We start from the raw sequence: 16563 nt of genomic DNA on the forward strand, positions 1-16563 counted from the left end.
TGCTGCCCCCGCCGTTCGTCAAGCGTTAACGAGGTTGCCTCATGGCCTTCCTGAATATGTTGCGCAAACGCCTGCTCGGCCTGTTGCTGGTCGTGGTCGGGGTTTCGCTGATTACCTTCACCATCTCGCACCTGATTCCCGGTGACCCGGCGCGGCTGATCGCCGGCGACCGGGCCAGCGATGCCATCGTGCAGAACATCCGCCACCAGTTGGGCCTGGACCTGCCGCTGTACCAGCAGTACGGGCGCTACATGCTCGACCTGCTGCACGGCGACCTGGGCACCTCGATCCGCACCAGCCGCCCGGTGCTGGAAGACCTGCAGAACTTCTTCCCGGCGACCCTGGAGCTGGCCCTGGCCGCCCTGCTGCTGTCGGTGCTGGTGGGCGTGCCGCTGGGGGTGTTGTCGGCGGTCTATCACAACCGCTTTATCGACCAGATCGCCCGCACCCTGGCGGTCACCGGGATTTCCACCCCGGCGTTCTGGCTGGGCTTGGGGCTGATCCTGCTGTTCTACGGCAACCTGGGCTGGCTGCCCGGCAGCGGGCGCCTGGACGAAGGCCTGGAGCCGCCACCGACGATCAGCGGTTTCTACCTGATCGACTCGCTGCTGGCCGGGGACCTCCCGCTGTTTTTCAATGCCCTGCAGCACCTGATCCTGCCGGCGGTGACCCTGGGCTTCGTCAACCTCGGGGTGGTGGCGCGGCAGATCCGCTCGGCGATGCTCGACCAGCTCGGCGAGGACTACATCCGCACCGCCCGGGCCTACGGCCTGTCGCGCTGGGCGGTGATTTTGCGCCACGCCCTGCCCAATGCGCTGATCCCCTCGGTGACGGTGCTCGGCCTGACCCTGGGCGACCTGCTGTACGGCGCCGTGCTGACCGAGACGGTGTTCGCCTGGCCGGGCATGGGCGCCTACGTGGTGAAGTCGATCCAGGCCCTGGATTTCCCGGCGGTGATGGGCTTTGCCATCCTGGTGTCGTTCATTTATGTGCTGCTGAACATGGCGATCGACCTGTTGTACCGGGTGATCGACCCGCGCATTGGCGAGGTAAATTGAGATGTCCGCTCCCTTGAACATTCCCCTGCCGCTGCCCGTGGCCCAGGCCAACGGCTGGCGCGCGCGCCTGGCCTACCTGGGCTACCGCGTGCGGCAAAGCCCGCTGACCATCGCCGGGCTGTGCATGACCCTGCTGGTGCTGCTGTGCATGGCCTTCGCTCCCTGGCTGTCGAGCCATGACCCCAACGCCCTGAACCTCGCCGAGCGCCTGGCTGCCCCCAGCGCCAGCCACTGGTTCGGCACCGACGAAGTCGGCCGCGACCTGTTCAGCCGGGTGCTCCACGGCAGCCGCCAGTCGGTGGGCGTGGGCCTGTTCGTGGCCTTCGCCTCTTGCCTGGCCGGGGGCCTGTTGGGCTGCCTGTCGGGGATCATCGGCGGGCGCTTCGACAGCCTGATCATGCGCCTGATGGACATCATGCTCTCGGTGCCGTCGCTGGTGCTGATCATGGCCCTGGCCGCCGCCCTGGGCCCGAGCCTGTTCAACGCCATGCTGGCGATCACCCTGGTGCGCATTCCGTTCTACGTGCGCCTGGCCCGGGGCCAGGCCCTGAGCATCCGCCAGATGGGCTACGTCAAGGCGGCCCAGACCTACGGCGCCGGGCGCTGGCACATCGTCAGCTGGCACGTGGGGCGCAACGCCATGCCGCCATTGCTGGTGCAACTGAGCCTGGACATCGGCAGCGCCATCCTCATGGCCTCGGCCCTGGGCTTCATTGGCCTGGGGGCGCAGCAGCCCACCGCCGAATGGGGGGCGATGGTGGCCACCGGGCGCAACTTCATCCTCGACAACTGGTGGTACTCGACCTTTCCCGGGCTGGCGATCCTGTTCACCGCCACCGGTTTCAACCTGCTGGGTGACGGCATCCGTGACCTGCTCGACCCACGGCAACAGGGGAAATGACCATGAGCTCATCCGCCGTTCTCAACATCGATAACCTGAGCCTGGAATTCCCCGCCTACCGCAGCAATGTGCAGGCCCTCAACGGCGTGTCGCTGCACGTCAACCCGGGGGAGATCGTCGGCGTGGTCGGCGAGTCCGGCTCGGGCAAATCGGTGACCGCCATGCTCAGCCTGCGCCTGCTGCCCGAGCGCAGCTACCGCATCACCTCCGGCAGCCTGTCGCTGCTGGGCCGCGACATGCTCGCCACCCCGGAAAAACAGCTGCTGCAGATCCGTGGCCGCGACGCGGCGATGATCTTCCAGGAGCCGATGACCGCCCTCAACCCGACCCGGCGCATCGGCCGGCAGATGCTCGACGTGATCATCCATCACCAGCGCCTGAGCCAGGACCAGGCCCGGGCCAAGGCCATCGCCCTGCTGCGCGACATGCACATCGCCGACCCCGAGCAGGTGCTGCAGGCCTATCCGTTCGAGCTGTCCGGCGGCATGCGCCAGCGGGTGATGATCGCCCTGGCGTTCTCCTGTGACCCGCAACTGCTGATCGCCGACGAACCCACCACCGCCCTGGACGTCACCGTGCAGCGCCAGGTGCTGCTGTTGCTGCGCGAGAAGGCCCGGCAACGGGGCACCGCGATCCTGTTGATCACCCACGACATGGCGGTGGTCTCGCAGTTCTGCGATCGGGTCTATGTGATGTACACCGGCGCCGTGGTGGAGCAAGGCAGCACCGCCCAGGTCATGCTCGATCCGCAGCACCCCTACACCCGCGGCCTGCTCAGCGGCCTGCCGGAGCAAGTGGCCCCCGGCGCGCCACTGCTGACCATTCCCGGGCAGGTGCCGAACCTCGCCCACCTGCCCGCTGGCTGCACCTTCCGCGAGCGCTGCCCGCAGGCCATGGCGATATGTGCCCAACGGCCACCGCTGCATTCGATCAACGCCGGCGAGCAGCGCAAGAGCGCCTGCTGGCTGGCCGCCCCGGAGTCCGCCCAATGACCGCCACCGCCTCGCAAACCGGCAACCCGCCGCTGCTGCGCCTCAACGACGTGCAGGTACGCTTCCCCCTGAGCAATGACTGGCTGGGCCGGCCCCGGGCCTTCGCCCACGCGCTGAACGGCATCGACCTGGAACTGCGCCCCGGGGAAACCCTGGGCATCGTTGGCGAATCCGGCTGCGGCAAGAGCACCCTGGCGCAACTGCTGATGGGCCTGGTCAAGCCCAGCAGCGGCGACCTGCGCTGGGCCTACGCCAGCGACCGCGAACGCCACAGCCATGTGCAGATCGTGTTCCAGGACCCGCAATCGTCCCTCGACCCGCGCCTGCCGATCTGGAAGATCATCACCGAGCCGCTGTTCGCCCTGGGCAACACCCCGGCCGCACAGATGCGCGAGATCGCCGCCACGGTGGCGCAGCAGGTGGGCATCCGCAGCGAATACCTGGAGCGCTACCCGCACCAGTTCTCCGGCGGCCAGCGCCAGCGCATCGCCATTGCCCGGGCCCTGGCGTCGAACCCGGACATCATCGTCCTCGACGAACCGACCTCGGCCCTGGACATCTCGGTGCAGGCGCAGATCCTCAACCTGCTGGCGGACCTGCAGCGCAGTCGCGGCCTGACCTTCGTGCTGATCTCCCACAACGTCTCGGTGGTGCGGCACATGGCCGACCGGGTGGCGGTGATGTACCTGGGACAGATCGTCGAACTGGGCAGCGCCGAACAAGTGCTGGAGCGACCGCGCCATCCCTACACCCAACTGCTGCTGGATGCGGTGCCACGCCTCGGCGCGCCCCTGGCGGACAGCCAGGTCTCGGCGCCCACCGAACTGCCGGGCAACCGCAAGCTGCCCAGCGGCTGCTTCTTTCTCGACCGCTGCAGCCGGCGCGGCCCAGGCTGCGAAAAGCCGCAACCGTTGCAGGGCAGCGCGACCCAGCAAGTGCGTTGCCATCGGCAAGACCTCCCGGGGTGATCCACCGGCACCACGCCGCCGGCCACGGCGTGGTGCTTGCTCCCTGCGTGCCAAGGGCTTAAAACAGGCGCCTTCTCTCTGACGCCGCAGGAACCCCACCCATGGAAAGCCACTGGCTGACCCACGCCAAACGCTTGCAAGCCATCGCCTCCACCGGCCTGCACTTCTGCAAGGACGTGCACGACCGCGAGCGCTACCAGGAAGTCGCCGACATCGCCCACGACATGCTCGCGCAACTGGGCAACGTGCCCGTGGAGCGCATCACCGATCTGGTCTCGGACTTTGCCCAACGCTATTCGACGCCGATGGTCGAAGTGCGCGGCGCGCTGATCGAGGACGGCAAGATCCTCCTGGTGCGCGAGCAGCACGATGGCCTCTGGGCCCTGCCCGGGGGCTATGCCGATGTGGGCCTGTCGGCGGCGCAGAACATCATCAAGGAAATCCACGAGGAAGCCGGGCTCCAGGTCTCGGTGCGCCAGCTGTACGGCCTGCGGCACAAGGCCAAGGGCCCCTACAAGCCGGATCACCGGGACTTCTACAAGCTGTACTTTCTCTGTGAACGGCAAGACGCCGAGGCCCCGGTGGCCGGTAGCGAAACCAGCGACGCGGCGTTCTTCGCCCCGGACCAGTTGCCGCCGCTGTCCCAGGGTCGCACCGTGGAACGGGATATCCAGGAGGCTTTCGACTTCCACGAAGGCCGGCGCAGCGTGGCCCTGTTCGACTGAGCATGACGCGGTCAATGTAAAGCACCCTTGACATGAAAAATCGCCCCACCTAATGTAAAGGACACTTTACTCAAGGAGATCGCCCATGGGCACCAAACGCTATTTCGGGGAATTCAGCCTGGCCTTGCTGGCCTATATCGCCTGTGTGGTTTTGAGCAGCCACTGGCTGGCTGACATGAGCCCGGGTCCGGGCAAGATTGCCCTGGCCCTGGTGCCGGTGATCCCCATGGTGGCCATGGCCCTGGCGGTGGTGCGCCAGTTGCGGCGCATGGACGAACTGGCCCGGCGCATCCAGCTCGAAGCCCTGGGGCTGTCCTTTGTCTGCACCGCGCTGATCACCTTCAGCTACGGCTTCCTGGAAACCGCCGGCCTGCCCCGGCTCTCGATGTTCTACGTGTGGCCAGTGATGGGCCTGGTCTGGGCCCTGGCCACGGTGGTCGGCTGGCGGCGCTACCGATGAACAACCAACTGCGCGAATTGCGCACCCTCAAAGGCTGGTCCCAGGCCGAGCTGGCCACCCGGCTTGAGGTGTCCCGGCAGACGGTGAATGCCATCGAGACCGGGCGCTACGACCCCAGCCTGCCCCTGGCGTTCAAGATCGCCCGGGCCTTCCAGATGCCTATCGAAAGCATCTTCAACCCCGACCAGGACTGACCCCGGCCACGAGGCAGTGCGCCCGTGCACCATTTTCGCCCCGGCGCGGCCTGCAGCCGGGGCAGGCCCGCAGGCATCGGCTATAACTGCTGGGGCACCCGCTCCGGCGACCCGTTTGGCACGGCGCCTGCTACAGCGAGGCACCACTGCGACCAGGGACAGGCCCATGACCCAGCACGAACCCGGCAACGACTACCCCTTGAGCGAAGTTCCGCAGCACGCCCGCAAGGGCCTGGCCTCCATGGCCATGGTGCTGCTGGGTTTCACCTTCTTCACCGCGACCATGTTCGCCGGCGGCAAGCTGGGGGTGGCGTTCGACTTCACCACCCTGCTGATGGTGATTGTCCTCGGCAACCTGCTGCTGGGGATCTACGCCGCGAGCCTGGGCTACATCGCCTTCAAGAGCGGGCTGAACACGGTGCTGATGGGGCGCTTGTGCTTCGGTGAACGGGGCAGCAAGCTCAGCGACCTGATCCTCGGCCTGACCCAGGTCGGCTGGTACGCCTGGGGCACCGCCACCGCCGCGGTGGTGCTGGGCAAGTACTTCCAGCTGGATTCGGGCGCGGTGCTGGGGTTGATGCTGCTGTTCGGCATGGCCTTCTGCGCCACCGCCTACATCGGCTACCGCGGCCTGGAGATCCTGTCGTGGATCGCGGTGCCGGCCATGGGTCTGCTGCTGGTGCTGTCGATGACGGTGGCGACCACCCAGGTCGGCGGCCTCGACGGCCTGCTGGCCCTCACCCCCAGCGCCAGCCTGGACCTGTCCACCGCCCTGACCCTGGTGTTCGGCACCTTTGTCAGCGGCGCCACCCAGGCCACCAACTGGACCCGTTTCTCCCGCTCGGCGCGGGTGGCGGTGAGCGCCAGCCTGATCGGTTTCTGCCTCGGCAATGGCCTGATGGTGCTGATCGGTGCCTACGGCGCCATCGTCTACCAGCAGCCGGACGTGGTCGAAGTCTTGCTGCTGCAGGGCTTTGCCACGGCCGCCATGGCCATGCTGCTGTTGAACATCTGGAGCACCCAGGACAACACCATCTACAACTTCGCCGTGGCCGGCTGCAACCTGCTGCGCACCCAGCGGCGCAAGACCGTGACCCTGGTGGGCGCGCTGATCGGCACCCTGCTGGCGATGCTCGGCATGTACGACTTGCTGGTGCCTTATCTGGTGCTGCTGGGCACGGTGATTCCGCCGATTGGCGGGGTGATCATGGCCGACTTCTTCTATCGCTGGCGCGGCCGCTACCCGCGTCTGGCCGACAGCCAGTTGCCGGACTGGAACTGGCCGGGGCTGGCCGCCTACGGCCTGGGCACCCTGGCGGCATTCTGCTCGCCCTGGGTCGCCCCGCTGGTGGGCATCGCCGTCGCCAGCCTGAGCCATGTGCTGTTCAGCGCCTGGCTCGGCGCCCGCTCCAGTGCCGGCGCCGAGGCTCGCAGCTGAACCCGCACCTTGCTCACTCCAGGCGATCCGGGTCTATCATGGCCCGGTCATGCAACACCCTGTCCCCACCCACCGGCCCTGTCGCGGCCGGAGCAAGGACAGTCCAATGACCGTGGGACAAGGGCCAGCGCCCGGATCTCACGGCGCAACCACTGATTGCCCGACTCGAGGAATTGCCCCGATGCTGATCACCAACGCCCGCCTGCGCCACCGTGAAGGTCTGCACCAACTGCACCTGGAAAACGGCCGCATCGCCCGCATTGTCCTGCAAGGCCCCGACGCCCCCACCGCCAGCGCGCCCTTCGGCCCCGAGCACCTGGATGCCGGCGGCAACCTGGTGGTGCCGCCCTTCGTCGAACCGCACATTCACCTGGACGCCACCCTCACCGCCGGCGAGCCGCGCTGGAACATGAGCGGCACCCTGTTCGAAGGCATCGAATGCTGGGGCGAACGCAAGGCCAGCATCACCGCCGAAGACACCCGCACCCGCGCCCACAAGACCATCCGCGCCCTGGCCGCCCACGGCATCCAGCACGTGCGCACCCACGTCGACGTCACCGACCCGGACCTCACCGCCCTCAAGGCCATGCTCGAAGTGCGCGAGCAAAGCGCGCACCTGATCGACTTGCAGATCGTCGCCTTCCCCCAGGAGGGCATCGAATCGTTTCGCAACGGCCGCGAACTGATGGAAGAAGCCATCCGCCTGGGCGCCGACGTGGTGGGCGGCATTCCCCACTTCGAATACACCCGCGACCAGGGCGTGAGCTCGGTGAAGTTCCTCATGGACCTGGCCGAACGCACGGGCTGCCTGGTGGACGTGCACTGCGACGAAACCGACGACCCGCACTCGCGCTTTCTCGAAGTGCTGGCCGAAGAGGCCCGCAGCCGCGGCATGGGCTCGCGGGTCAGCGCCAGCCACACCACCGCCATGGGCTCCTACGACAACGCCTACTGCGCCAAGCTGTTCCGCCTGCTGGGGCACTCGGGCATCAGCTTTGTCTCCTGCCCCACCGAAAGCATCCACCTGCAGGGGCGCTTCGACAGCTTCCCGAAACGCCGCGGCGTGACCCGGGTCAACGAACTGCTGGAAGCCGGAATGAACGTGTGCTTCGGCCAGGACTCGATTGTCGACCCCTGGTACCCCCTGGGTAACGGCAACATCCTGCGGGTGCTGGAAGCCGGCCTGCACATCTGCCACATGCTCGGCTACCGCAACCTGCAGAGCGCCCTGGACCTGGTCACCGACAACAGCGCCAAGGCCCTGGCCCTGGGCGAAGGCTACGGCCTTGAGGAAGGTCGGCCGGCGAACCTGCTGATCCTCTCGGCCGACAGCGATTACGAAATGATCCGCAGCCAAGGCCTGCCGCTTTATTCGATCCGCCACGGCAAGGTCCTGATGCAACGGCAGATGGCCCAGGTGCAACTGGCCGGCGACTGACGGTAGCGATGCTTACTTGACCCGAAACGGCTGGGCCGCCATGAACGCCACCGGCAACAGCGGCAGGGCGAGGATCACCAACACGCCGTCCGCGGTTAGGGTCACCGGCGTCAACAGCACCTGGCCGACCTTGCTCTTCTCGCGGTACGCCGAGAACTGCAAGGTGTAGGTGCTGTTCAACGGGTTGGCCTGATAGGCGCTGATATCCCGTTTGGACTTGAAGCGGCTGCCGCGAATGGCATAGCGGTGCAACAGGGCGTTCTGCGACCTCTCCACCACGAAACCCAAGGCCTCGGCTGCCTCGATCTGCTGGGCGTCGAGCTGATCCAGCCCGGGAATCCTCAGGACCAGCTCACCCTCCAGGTTCTGCCACGCACTGACGTGGATCTGCGAAAACTCGGCCTGCATTTTCCCATGCAGGTCCGACTGGATAGCCTGCAGCAACTTCGGATCGACCATCACGAAGTAGTGGTACTTCTTGCCAAGGATGACAAAGCTCTTCGCGTCCGCCGTGACATAGAACTGGCTGACGGTTTCCGTATAGACCTCATTGCTGGCTTGGCTTTCGTAAAGCTGGCTGGTCAGGCAACCGCCAAGGCTGCCAGCGACTAAAGCCCCCAGAGCCATAACCGAGCCTTTGAGCAAGGCTCGGCGGGGCATTCCTTTTTGCATGTCGAATCCTTTCCAGAGAGGTGGGCTGTAGCGGGAGATGAGCCGCGACTGCCGCCACGCTATAGAAACTCCAACCGTTTTGCACTCCGCCACCGCGACTCCGGCGTCCTCACTCAGTCAGTGCCAGCGCCGTGCCGAACAGGCTCACCCGGGTCAACACCCCCTCGGTCTCTTGCAACAGCAAGGGCGCGGTGCCGCCGGGCATCACCACCTGCACCTCGCCAGCCTTGACCCAGCCCACCCGCCACGCCGCGCAAGCCACGGCACTGGCGCTGGTGCCCGACGAGGCGGTCGGCCCTTCGCCACGCTCGAACACCCGGGCGACGATGCGCTGCGCCGACTCGCGCATCGCCCATTGCAGGTTGACCCCCGCCGGGCACGGCTCGCCGCTGCCCAGGGGCAAGGCAAAAGCCGTCGCGGTCAGCCCTTCGGCCAGCGGCGCCGCGAGCATCTGCGGGTTGCTCGGCAAGGCGTCGGCTTCTTCCACCAGGGTCACGCAATGGGGGTTGCCGATGCGCACGAACTGGCTGTGCTCCCACAGCGGGTTCAGCGCCTGCAACGGCGCCACCCGGCTCAGCTCGCGACCGTTGAAAGTCACGGCCTCGACACCGATCGCCGCGACGGCCTCGGGCCCGAAGGACGGCTGGCCCAGATCCAGCCAGAAGCCCTGCTGCCCCGCCACTTGCGCCGGCTCCACCTGCGTGGCCACCGGCGAGGCGCCCGTGGCTTGATCGTGATGCACCTGCAACAGCGTCGGCCCCTGGGTTGCCAGCAGCCCCTGTTCGACAAGGGCCTGGGAAAAGATCGTCAGGCCATTGCCGCTGCGCTCGGCCAGGGTGCCGTCGGTGTTGACGATCAACAGATCGAAGGGCGCCTGAGCCTGGAACGGCCCCACCAGCAAACCATCGCTGCGGTGGGCCTTGGCCCCGGCTGGCCGGGTGCCCGGGGCCCAGTCGCAGAGCGCGGCGATCGCCTGTTCGGCCCATAGGCGCCGGTCCCGGGCCGCCTGGGCCGCGCTGCCGGGCAAGGCAATGCCCAGGCCGCGCAGCGCTGCGGGCGTCACCACCCCATAGATATTGCCCCGTGCATCGTAGAACGCCGCCATGACACCGCCTCCAGAAAAAACCGAGCCGCTGACATTACGGAGAATGCAGCGGCTCCACCAGAGGGGAACTCAGGCTCAGGACGGCAACACGGCAATCGCCTCGATCTCGAACAGCATGCCGTCCAGGGCCAGGCGCGGCACCGGGATCAGGGTGCAGGCCGGGGTCGCCGCCGGTCCCCACAACGCCCGCAACTGGCGGCCAAAGATCGCCAACCGCTCGTGGCTGTGATCGACGATCAGCACCGTGAGCTTGGCCACCTGGCTGACCTCGGCACCCACGCTGGCCAGGGCGGTCTGCAGGTTGGCCAGGGCCTGGCGCACCTGGGCGGCGAAGTCCGCGGCCAACTGACCGTCAGGCGTTTCGCCGCCCTGCCCGGCGATGAACACCAGGCGCGCACCGGCGGCCACTTGTGCCACATGGGAATAGCCGTTGGCGCTGGGGTCATAGAGCCCGGGCGGGTTGGACAGGCGCAGCACCGGGTTTGAAAAAAGCGCGGTAGACATGGTCATCTCCTGAGCAAAAGCCATTCGCCCCTTCAACGAATGGGCAAGGCCATGGGCCGGATCGGCGCGGCATCGGCGCCGCGCAGCTTGAGTGAAGCACCGATAAAGGCGAACTGGTACACCTTGTCCCGGGACAGGCCTTCCAGGTTGACCAGCTCCATGATCGGCGCGCCCTGCATGGCCAGCAGGTAGGTGTGCAGCGGCAGGTAGTTGCCCTCGACCTCGGAGGGGAAGGTTTCAAAACTCAGGTTGTCGGCCCCCACCACCATGGCCCCGCCCTCTTCCACCAGGAACTTCGCCGCATCCAGGCTCAGCCCCGGCGGGTTGGCCATGTAGCGTTGGGCATTGTCGAAATCGCGCATGCGCCCGGTGCGGATCAGCACCACATCGCCTTTTTCCAGGGCCACGTTCTGCCGGGCCAGGGCCTGCTGCAGATCGGCGCGGGTGACCCGGTAGCTGTCCGCCAATTGCTCCAGGCCCTTGGCCGCGGCGACGTCGATCAGCACCCCGCGGGCAATGATCGGCGGCAGTTTTTCCGCGCCGGTGACGTTCCAGCCGCGGTCCCCCAGGTGCTGGTCGGCGCGGTAGCCGTTCCAGATCTTGCCGTTGAGGCCGAAGTGGTTGAGGGCATCGATATGGGTGCCCATGTGGGCGTACATCGACACCGCCGAACCGCTGTAGCTGACGTGCTGGTTCATCGGTTCACCAACCTGCATCGGGTCGGCGATCACGTTGCCGTGGGGGGTGTGGGTCATCCACATCTGGTACGGCGGGTCGCCGGCGGCCTGCCAGCTGGGCATGCCGACGAAGTAGTCCACCGCCAGGTCATAGGCCTGCTCGCCACTGACCCGGGCCATGATCGCCGCCCGGGACTCGGGGGTGATCAGGTTCAGGCGACCGATCTCGTCCCTGGGCCCCCAGGGGCTGATGCCCACCTCGGGCCGGGGCGCCGTGGCGGCGTTGCACAGGCCACTGAGCAGGGACAGGGCCAACACCCCGGAAACCATCTTCGACATTGCGCGATAAGCCATGACAACACTCCTGTGAAATGAAGTGGCCATGGTATTGAGTGCTCGATCAGAGATAATCAGCGGTTTCGTGGATACATATTCAACCCAGGAGAAACAATATGGACGTGCTGATGGCCATGCGCACCTTTCGCCGGGTGGCGGAACGTTCCAGCTTCAGCCAGGCCGCCGCCGATCTCGGGCAGTCCACGGCGGCGGTGAGCAAACAGGTGCGCCAGCTGGAAGAACGCCTGGGCAGCCTGTTGATCCTGCGCACCACCCGGCGCATGAGCCTGTCGGAGGCCGGGCAGCGCTACTTCAGCGAATGCTGCCACCTGCTGGACGAGCTGGACGCCCTGGAGCGGGCCACCCAGGCCGGCCTGCACGAACCCGGCGGGCGCCTGCGGGTCAATGCGCCGCTGTCCTTCGGGCTCAAGGTGCTGTCGCCGATCCTGGTGGCCTTCATGCAGCGCTACCCGCAATTGCAGGTGGACCTGACCCTCAACGACCAGGTGCTGGACGTGGTGGGCGAAGGCTTCGACGTCTCGTTGCGGATTCGCCGGCAACTGGAGGATTCGTCACTGATCGCCCGCCACCTGGGGCAAGTGGAACAGCTCATCTGCGCCGCGCCGGGCTATCTGCAAGAAGCCGGCACGCCGACGAGCATTGCCGACCTGCATCAGCATCGCTGCCTGGCCTACCGGCTGGCGGAACACCCGGGGCGCTGGCAACTGCAAGGCCCCGAAGGCCAGACCCGGCTGGAGCTGCCGGTGCATTTCTCCGCAGACAACAGCCTGCTGCTGGCCGACATGCTGGTGGCCGGCCTGGGCATCGGCGCGCTGCCCGGGTTCGTCGCCCAACCGTTGCTGGACAGCGGCCAGCTGCTGCGGGTGCTGCCGGAGCAGCACCTGGCCGAGCGTCATATCTATGCGCTGTACCCCAGCCAGCGCCACCTGTCGCAGAAGGTCCGGGTGTTCGTGGATTTTCTCGTGCAAGCGCTGCAGGCGCCCTGAACCTCAGCCGGACGTGGGCACGTCCAGGCCGACCTTGACCCGGTTCATCGCCACCAGGGTCTTGAAGCGCTTGACGTTGGCGTTGTCGAAGAACAGTTCGCGGGTCAGCTGGGTGTACTGGGCCATGTTGCGCACGCAGAAAATCAGCACGAAGTCGCACTCGCCGGCCACGTAGTAGCACTGCTGGACCTGGGGGCAGGCCTGGAAACTGCGCTTGAGCGCGTCGATCTGGTCGATGCGCTCACTCTCCACTTCCACCTCGACGATGATGCTCAGCTCGTGGCCCAGGGCATCGGGGGCGACGATGGCGCTGTAGCGCTCGATCACGCCCTCGTCGCTGAGGCGCTTGAGCCGCCGGTTGACCGCGGCGGTGGACAGGTTGACCCGCAGCCCGAGCTCGCTTTGCGCGGTGCTGGCGTCACGCTGCAGCTCGGCGAGCAACTTCAGGTCATAGGCGTCGAGACTGGCATTCATGGGCAGGAAAACTCCGGGGGCGGACGGCACGCGCTGCAATGTTTTTGTGCAAAGCGGCCGATTATGCGAAACAACGCGCCGGCTTGCGCACTATTATTTCCGGCCCTGGCGCAGCGCCGTGGCGATTACTGCAACCTTCACTGGCTGGATTTGTCACAATCCCCGACCCGGCCGCCATCACGCCATGGGGGCATCAGGTGGCCGGCAGCGAGTTTCATCGCCAAGGATTTTTATGACTGCCAGCAACACCCACATGCAGGCCACCCCCGGCCGCCTCGAACAGATGTCCACCCGCATCGCCTTTTTCATCGCCGGTTTCGGCATCGCCGCCTGGGCTCCGCTGGTGCCCTACGCCAAGGCCCGGGCCGGGCTCGACGAAGCCACCCTGGGCCTGCTGCTGTTGTGCCTGGGGGTGGGTTCGATCCTGGCGATGCCGATTGCCGGGGCCCTGGCCGGGCGCTTCGGCTGCCGCCGGGTGATGGCCGGTGGCACCTTGCTGATCTGCCTGGCCCTGCCGCTGCTGGCGACCCTGAGCTCGATCCCGCTGCTGATGGCGGCGCTGTTCATGTTCGGCGCCGGCCTGGGCGGCGTGGACTCCACGGTCAACCTGCAAGCGGTGATCGTCGAACGGGCCAGCGGCAAGACCATGATGTCGGGCTTTCACGGGCTGTTCAGCCTGGGCGGGATCGTCGGTGCCGCGGGGGTCAGCGCCTTGCTCGGCCTCGGCCTGTCGCCGCTGGGCGCGACCCTGGTGGTAATCGTCCTGACGCTGCTGGCGCTGCTCAAGGCCGCGCCGCACATGCTGCCCTACGGCAGCCAGAGCTCGGGCCCGGCCTTTGCCGTGCCCCATGGCGTGGTGCTGTTCATCGGCTGCCTGTGCTTCGTGGTGTTCCTCGCCGAGGGCGCGGTGCTGGACTGGAGCGCCGTGTTTCTCACCGCCGAGCGCGACCTGGATGCAGCCTACGCCGGCCTGGGCTACGCCGCCTTTGCCCTGACCATGACCCTAGGCCGCCTGACCGGCGATGCCATCGTCCATCGCCTGGGCGCGCGCCGGGTGATCATCATCGGTGGCAGCACCGCCGCCGCCGGCCTGCTGCTGGCGACCCTGGCCCCGGCCTGGGAAGCGGCGCTGCTGGGCTATGCCCTGGTGGGCGCGGGTTGCTCGAACATCGTGCCGGTGCTCTACAGCGCCGTGGGCAAACAGCAGGTCATGCCGGAGAGCATCGCCGTACCGGCCATCACCACCCTGGGCTATGCCGGCATCCTTGCCGGCCCCGCGGTGATCGGTTTCGTTGCCCATGGCAGCAGCCTGAGCATGGCGTTCGGCCTGATCGCCGTGCTGCTGTTGGCAGTGGCCGCCAGCGGCAGAATACTCAAGCTGTAAGCGCCAAGCGCCAAGCTCCAAGCTCCAAGCTCCAAGCTTGCGGCTTGCAGCTAAGTCTTTGGCTTTTGATCTTGCTGCCCCTTCAGGAGGCCGAGTGCAGGCATTGCGCAGGGGGCAGCTCGGCAGGGATGCCGAGCTAGCCGCCCCAGGCCATGGATGGCCTGGGGCGGCGTGCCCCCGGAGCAATGCCGGAGCGAGGGAACGCCGAGCCTTAGCGAGGCGCCGGATGCAGGGGCAGAGACGTTTTGCTTACTTTTGCGTCCGTCAAAAGTGAGTCGCTGTAAAAGCGAAACCGCCAGTGGCCACAGCCGCAGCAACGGATATGTACCCCATCAACAACCGCCCTCTACTCCAAGGCCAACAGCATCCCTCGGAGCGCCATCGAGCAACGCTTCCACCACCGCTCGCGCCATCTCCACCGAATGCACCATGGACCAGATCAACCCAGTCTCCAGGCCACTGCCCTGCCGGGTGATTTCATCACTGACCTCCTCGGCGCATTTGAGCAGCAACGCCACATGCACCAGCGCCTCCTCGACGCCCACGCCCGGGCGCACGCTGAACAGCGAGTCGGGAGTAACGGCCTGGGCCGTGGTCTTGAACTGGAACATCGCCAGGTCCAATGGATGCCGGGCCAGCGCTTCACGCACGGAAGCATTGGCGGCCTTGAGCTGGGGATCGCGATAGGAAGAAGTCGGTGGATCGGGAACGATCTTTTTCATGGTCAAACTCCTAGCTAAGAATAGGAGCCGACACCGTTCGCTTGCACACGAATAAGGGTGGCAGCCGTACGCAGGTGTGCAAGACCGAGTTTGCTAGGACACCCGGCAGATCCGAAGATCTCCCGCGCACGGCCGCCATGACACAGCGGACATGAAAAACGCCCAAGCATGGCTGAGCGTTTCTACGCCTTAGCAAAATTCGGACTTGCACATCCGAGCCATCGATTTGGCGATGGCCCAGGCACCCTAGCCCGCCCACCAGGCGCATTCAAGCGGCCCGCAGTTTCTCGGATTTGCCTTACAAAAGAAAGCGACCAAACCCCGTTCCAACGACCTTCAAGCCCGCCTCCACTCCAAGCTCCAAGCTCCAAGCTCCAAGCTCCAAGCTCCAAGCTCCAAGCTCCAAGCTTGCAGCTTGCGGCTAAGCCCTCCAAAGCTGAGTTGCCAGACACCGTGGAACATCGGGTGATCGAACACCGCTAGCCGCCCGGGCATTTATCTGCAACGCCAAGTCTGGAATCATGGCCCCCCGCCTCAACAGGAGTGAGCACCGATGCCGCATTTCTCCCGCGCCCCCCTTCTCGGCCTGCTGCTGGCCAGCCTTGCGGCCCAGGCCGCGCCGAAGCAGGACCAGGAGCCGCACGTCTACTACAGCATGGTGCCCGGCCAGTTCATGCTGATCGGCAAGGAGCCGGACGGCGGCCCGACCTACTCCGGCACCGCGGTGATCCGCTATGAAAACCAGGCCCTGACCCTGGTCAAGACCATCAACGGCAAGACCACCACCGCCATCGGCAAGGTGGAGCGGGCCACCATGGCCGAGGCCGATGTGTTGCGCTTCAGCGAGCCCGGGCACAGCGCCACCTGCCTGGTGCGCGGCGACCTGGACAACTACTCGCGCTTGAGCTGCTACTGGACCCGGGATGGCGTGGACCACAAGGAACCTGGGCTGGAGGCCTATTTCCCCACCGAAACCTGGCCCGGCCACCAGGACTGAAACCTGCCACCGGCCATACCCGCGCTCCGGTGCTCAACCCTTTATCGAGCCCACGCCATGATCCAACTCGTCGAGTACCGCAACACCCAGCACCGCCAGCCGGTGATCGATCTGTGGAACCGTGTCTTCGGTTACGACACCGCCCACAACGCCCCGGAGCTGGCCATCGACCGCAAGCTCGCCGTGGATGACGGGCTGTTCTTCGTCGCCCTGGCCTCAGGGCAGGTCATCGGCACCCTGATGGCCGGCTACGACGGCCACCGTGGCTGGTTGTACTCCCTGGCGGTGGACCCGCAACAGCGCCGGCTCGGCACCGGCCGGGCCCTGGTGCGCCATGGCGAGCAGGCCCTGGGCGCCCGCGGCTGCCTGAAGATCAACCTGCAGATCCTCAGCAGCAACGCCGCGGTGCAGGGCTTCTACCAGGCCCTGGGGTATCAGGTTGAACCCCGGGTCAGCATGGGCAAGGTGATCACCGCCAACGTCCCCGAGCACCTGCGCGGCTGACGGCAGC

At 66.5% G+C, this 16563-nt stretch carries 19 protein-coding genes; 13 read left to right on the top strand and 6 right to left on the bottom strand.

From position 1 onward, the window contains the following. Window positions 1-41: 41 nt before the first annotated feature. The 9 genes from PST29_RS20000 to codA all read left to right on the top strand — a co-directional run bounded on the left by PST29_RS20000 (window position 42) and on the right by codA (window position 8174). Window positions 42-1058 (top strand): ABC transporter permease, encoded by a 1017-nt coding sequence (locus PST29_RS20000; protein ID WP_060844150.1) that lies wholly within the window; start codon window positions 42-44, stop codon window positions 1056-1058. A 1-nt stretch (window position 1059) separates the two neighbouring features. Further along, on the top strand, window positions 1060-1959 hold the full coding sequence (gene ddpC, locus PST29_RS20005; protein ID WP_060844151.1) for a D,D-dipeptide ABC transporter permease: 900 nt from the start codon (window positions 1060-1062) through the stop codon (window positions 1957-1959). Further along, window positions 1956-2951 carry an ABC transporter ATP-binding protein gene (locus PST29_RS20010; RefSeq protein WP_060840222.1) on the top strand — a complete coding sequence of 332 codons (996 nt, stop codon included), beginning with the start codon at window positions 1956-1958 and terminating at the stop codon, window positions 2949-2951. The genes ddpC and PST29_RS20010 overlap by 4 nt, the downstream gene beginning before the upstream one ends. Beyond that, complete coding sequence (locus tag PST29_RS20015; RefSeq protein ID WP_060844152.1) at window positions 2948-3919, top strand: oligopeptide/dipeptide ABC transporter ATP-binding protein; 972 nt, start codon at window positions 2948-2950, stop codon at window positions 3917-3919. Before PST29_RS20010 ends, PST29_RS20015 begins: the two co-directional genes overlap by 4 nt. Before the next feature lie 101 nt (window positions 3920-4020). Beyond that, the gene (locus PST29_RS20020; protein ID WP_060844153.1) at window positions 4021-4644 is read left to right on the top strand and encodes an NUDIX hydrolase; all 624 of its coding nucleotides are present in this window, start codon (window positions 4021-4023) and stop codon (window positions 4642-4644) included. An 85-nt stretch (window positions 4645-4729) separates the two neighbouring features. Continuing rightward, complete coding sequence (locus PST29_RS20025; RefSeq protein WP_060844154.1) at window positions 4730-5104, top strand: hypothetical protein; 375 nt, start codon at window positions 4730-4732, stop codon at window positions 5102-5104. Continuing rightward, window positions 5101-5298 carry a helix-turn-helix transcriptional regulator gene (locus PST29_RS20030; protein ID WP_060840226.1) on the top strand — a complete coding sequence of 66 codons (198 nt, stop codon included), beginning with the start codon at window positions 5101-5103 and terminating at the stop codon, window positions 5296-5298. The genes PST29_RS20025 and PST29_RS20030 overlap by 4 nt, the downstream gene beginning before the upstream one ends. Window positions 5299-5464: 166 nt before the next feature. Further along, a complete protein-coding gene (codB, locus tag PST29_RS20035) occupies window positions 5465-6736 on the top strand; it encodes a cytosine permease (protein WP_060844155.1) in 1272 nt (423 codons plus the stop codon). Window positions 6737-6917: 181 nt separating this feature from the next. After that, window positions 6918-8174, top strand: coding sequence for a cytosine deaminase (gene codA, locus PST29_RS20040; RefSeq protein ID WP_060844156.1), 1257 nt, complete (start codon window positions 6918-6920; stop codon window positions 8172-8174). A gap of 12 nt (window positions 8175-8186) precedes the next feature. Here the strand turns inward: codA and PST29_RS20045 are convergent, their stop codons facing one another. From PST29_RS20045 to PST29_RS20060, 4 genes are all read right to left on the bottom strand, one after another. Continuing rightward, window positions 8187-8846 carry a hypothetical protein gene (locus tag PST29_RS20045; protein WP_060844157.1) on the bottom strand — a complete coding sequence of 220 codons (660 nt, stop codon included), beginning with the start codon at window positions 8844-8846 and terminating at the stop codon, window positions 8187-8189. Between the two features lie 109 nt (window positions 8847-8955). Then, entirely contained in the window at window positions 8956-9951 is a 996-nt protein-coding gene (locus PST29_RS20050; RefSeq protein WP_060844158.1) for a diaminopimelate epimerase, read from the bottom strand. A 75-nt stretch (window positions 9952-10026) separates the two neighbouring features. Further along, a complete protein-coding gene (locus tag PST29_RS20055; protein WP_129405811.1) occupies window positions 10027-10455 on the bottom strand; it encodes a RidA family protein in 429 nt (142 codons plus the stop codon). 32 nt (window positions 10456-10487) lie between these two features. Next, the gene (locus PST29_RS20060; protein WP_060840232.1) at window positions 10488-11486 is read right to left on the bottom strand and encodes a cyclase family protein; all 999 of its coding nucleotides are present in this window, start codon (window positions 11484-11486) and stop codon (window positions 10488-10490) included. A gap of 98 nt (window positions 11487-11584) precedes the next feature. Between PST29_RS20060 and PST29_RS20065 the strand changes: the two genes are divergently transcribed. After that, window positions 11585-12475: a LysR family transcriptional regulator gene (locus tag PST29_RS20065; protein ID WP_060844159.1), complete on the top strand. Its 891-nt coding sequence runs from the start codon at window positions 11585-11587 to the stop codon at window positions 12473-12475. A 3-nt stretch (window positions 12476-12478) separates the two neighbouring features. Here PST29_RS20065 and PST29_RS20070 read toward each other — a convergent pair whose 3' ends face one another. After that, window positions 12479-12949 carry an Lrp/AsnC family transcriptional regulator gene (locus PST29_RS20070; RefSeq protein ID WP_060840234.1) on the bottom strand — a complete coding sequence of 157 codons (471 nt, stop codon included), beginning with the start codon at window positions 12947-12949 and terminating at the stop codon, window positions 12479-12481. Window positions 12950-13181: 232 nt separating this feature from the next. On the opposite strand from PST29_RS20070, the gene PST29_RS20075 reads away from it, so the two are divergent. Then, a complete protein-coding gene (locus PST29_RS20075; protein WP_060844160.1) occupies window positions 13182-14333 on the top strand; it encodes an MFS transporter in 1152 nt (383 codons plus the stop codon). A 332-nt stretch (window positions 14334-14665) separates the two neighbouring features. Here PST29_RS20075 and PST29_RS20080 read toward each other — a convergent pair whose 3' ends face one another. Continuing rightward, a complete protein-coding gene (locus PST29_RS20080) occupies window positions 14666-15055 on the bottom strand; it encodes a hypothetical protein (RefSeq protein ID WP_060844161.1) in 390 nt (129 codons plus the stop codon). Between the two features lie 553 nt (window positions 15056-15608). Here PST29_RS20080 and PST29_RS20085 point away from each other — a divergent pair. Both PST29_RS20085 and PST29_RS20090 read left to right on the top strand, forming a co-directional pair. After that, a complete protein-coding gene (locus tag PST29_RS20085; protein WP_060840237.1) occupies window positions 15609-16052 on the top strand; it encodes a hypothetical protein in 444 nt (147 codons plus the stop codon). Window positions 16053-16109: 57 nt separating this feature from the next. Further along, window positions 16110-16556 (top strand): GNAT family acetyltransferase, encoded by a 447-nt coding sequence (locus PST29_RS20090; protein WP_060844162.1) that lies wholly within the window; start codon window positions 16110-16112, stop codon window positions 16554-16556. Window positions 16557-16563: the final 7 nt, after the last annotated feature.

The organism is Pseudomonas sp. St29 (genome assembly GCF_001547915.1).
Lineage (GTDB): Bacteria > Pseudomonadota > Gammaproteobacteria > Pseudomonadales > Pseudomonadaceae > Aquipseudomonas.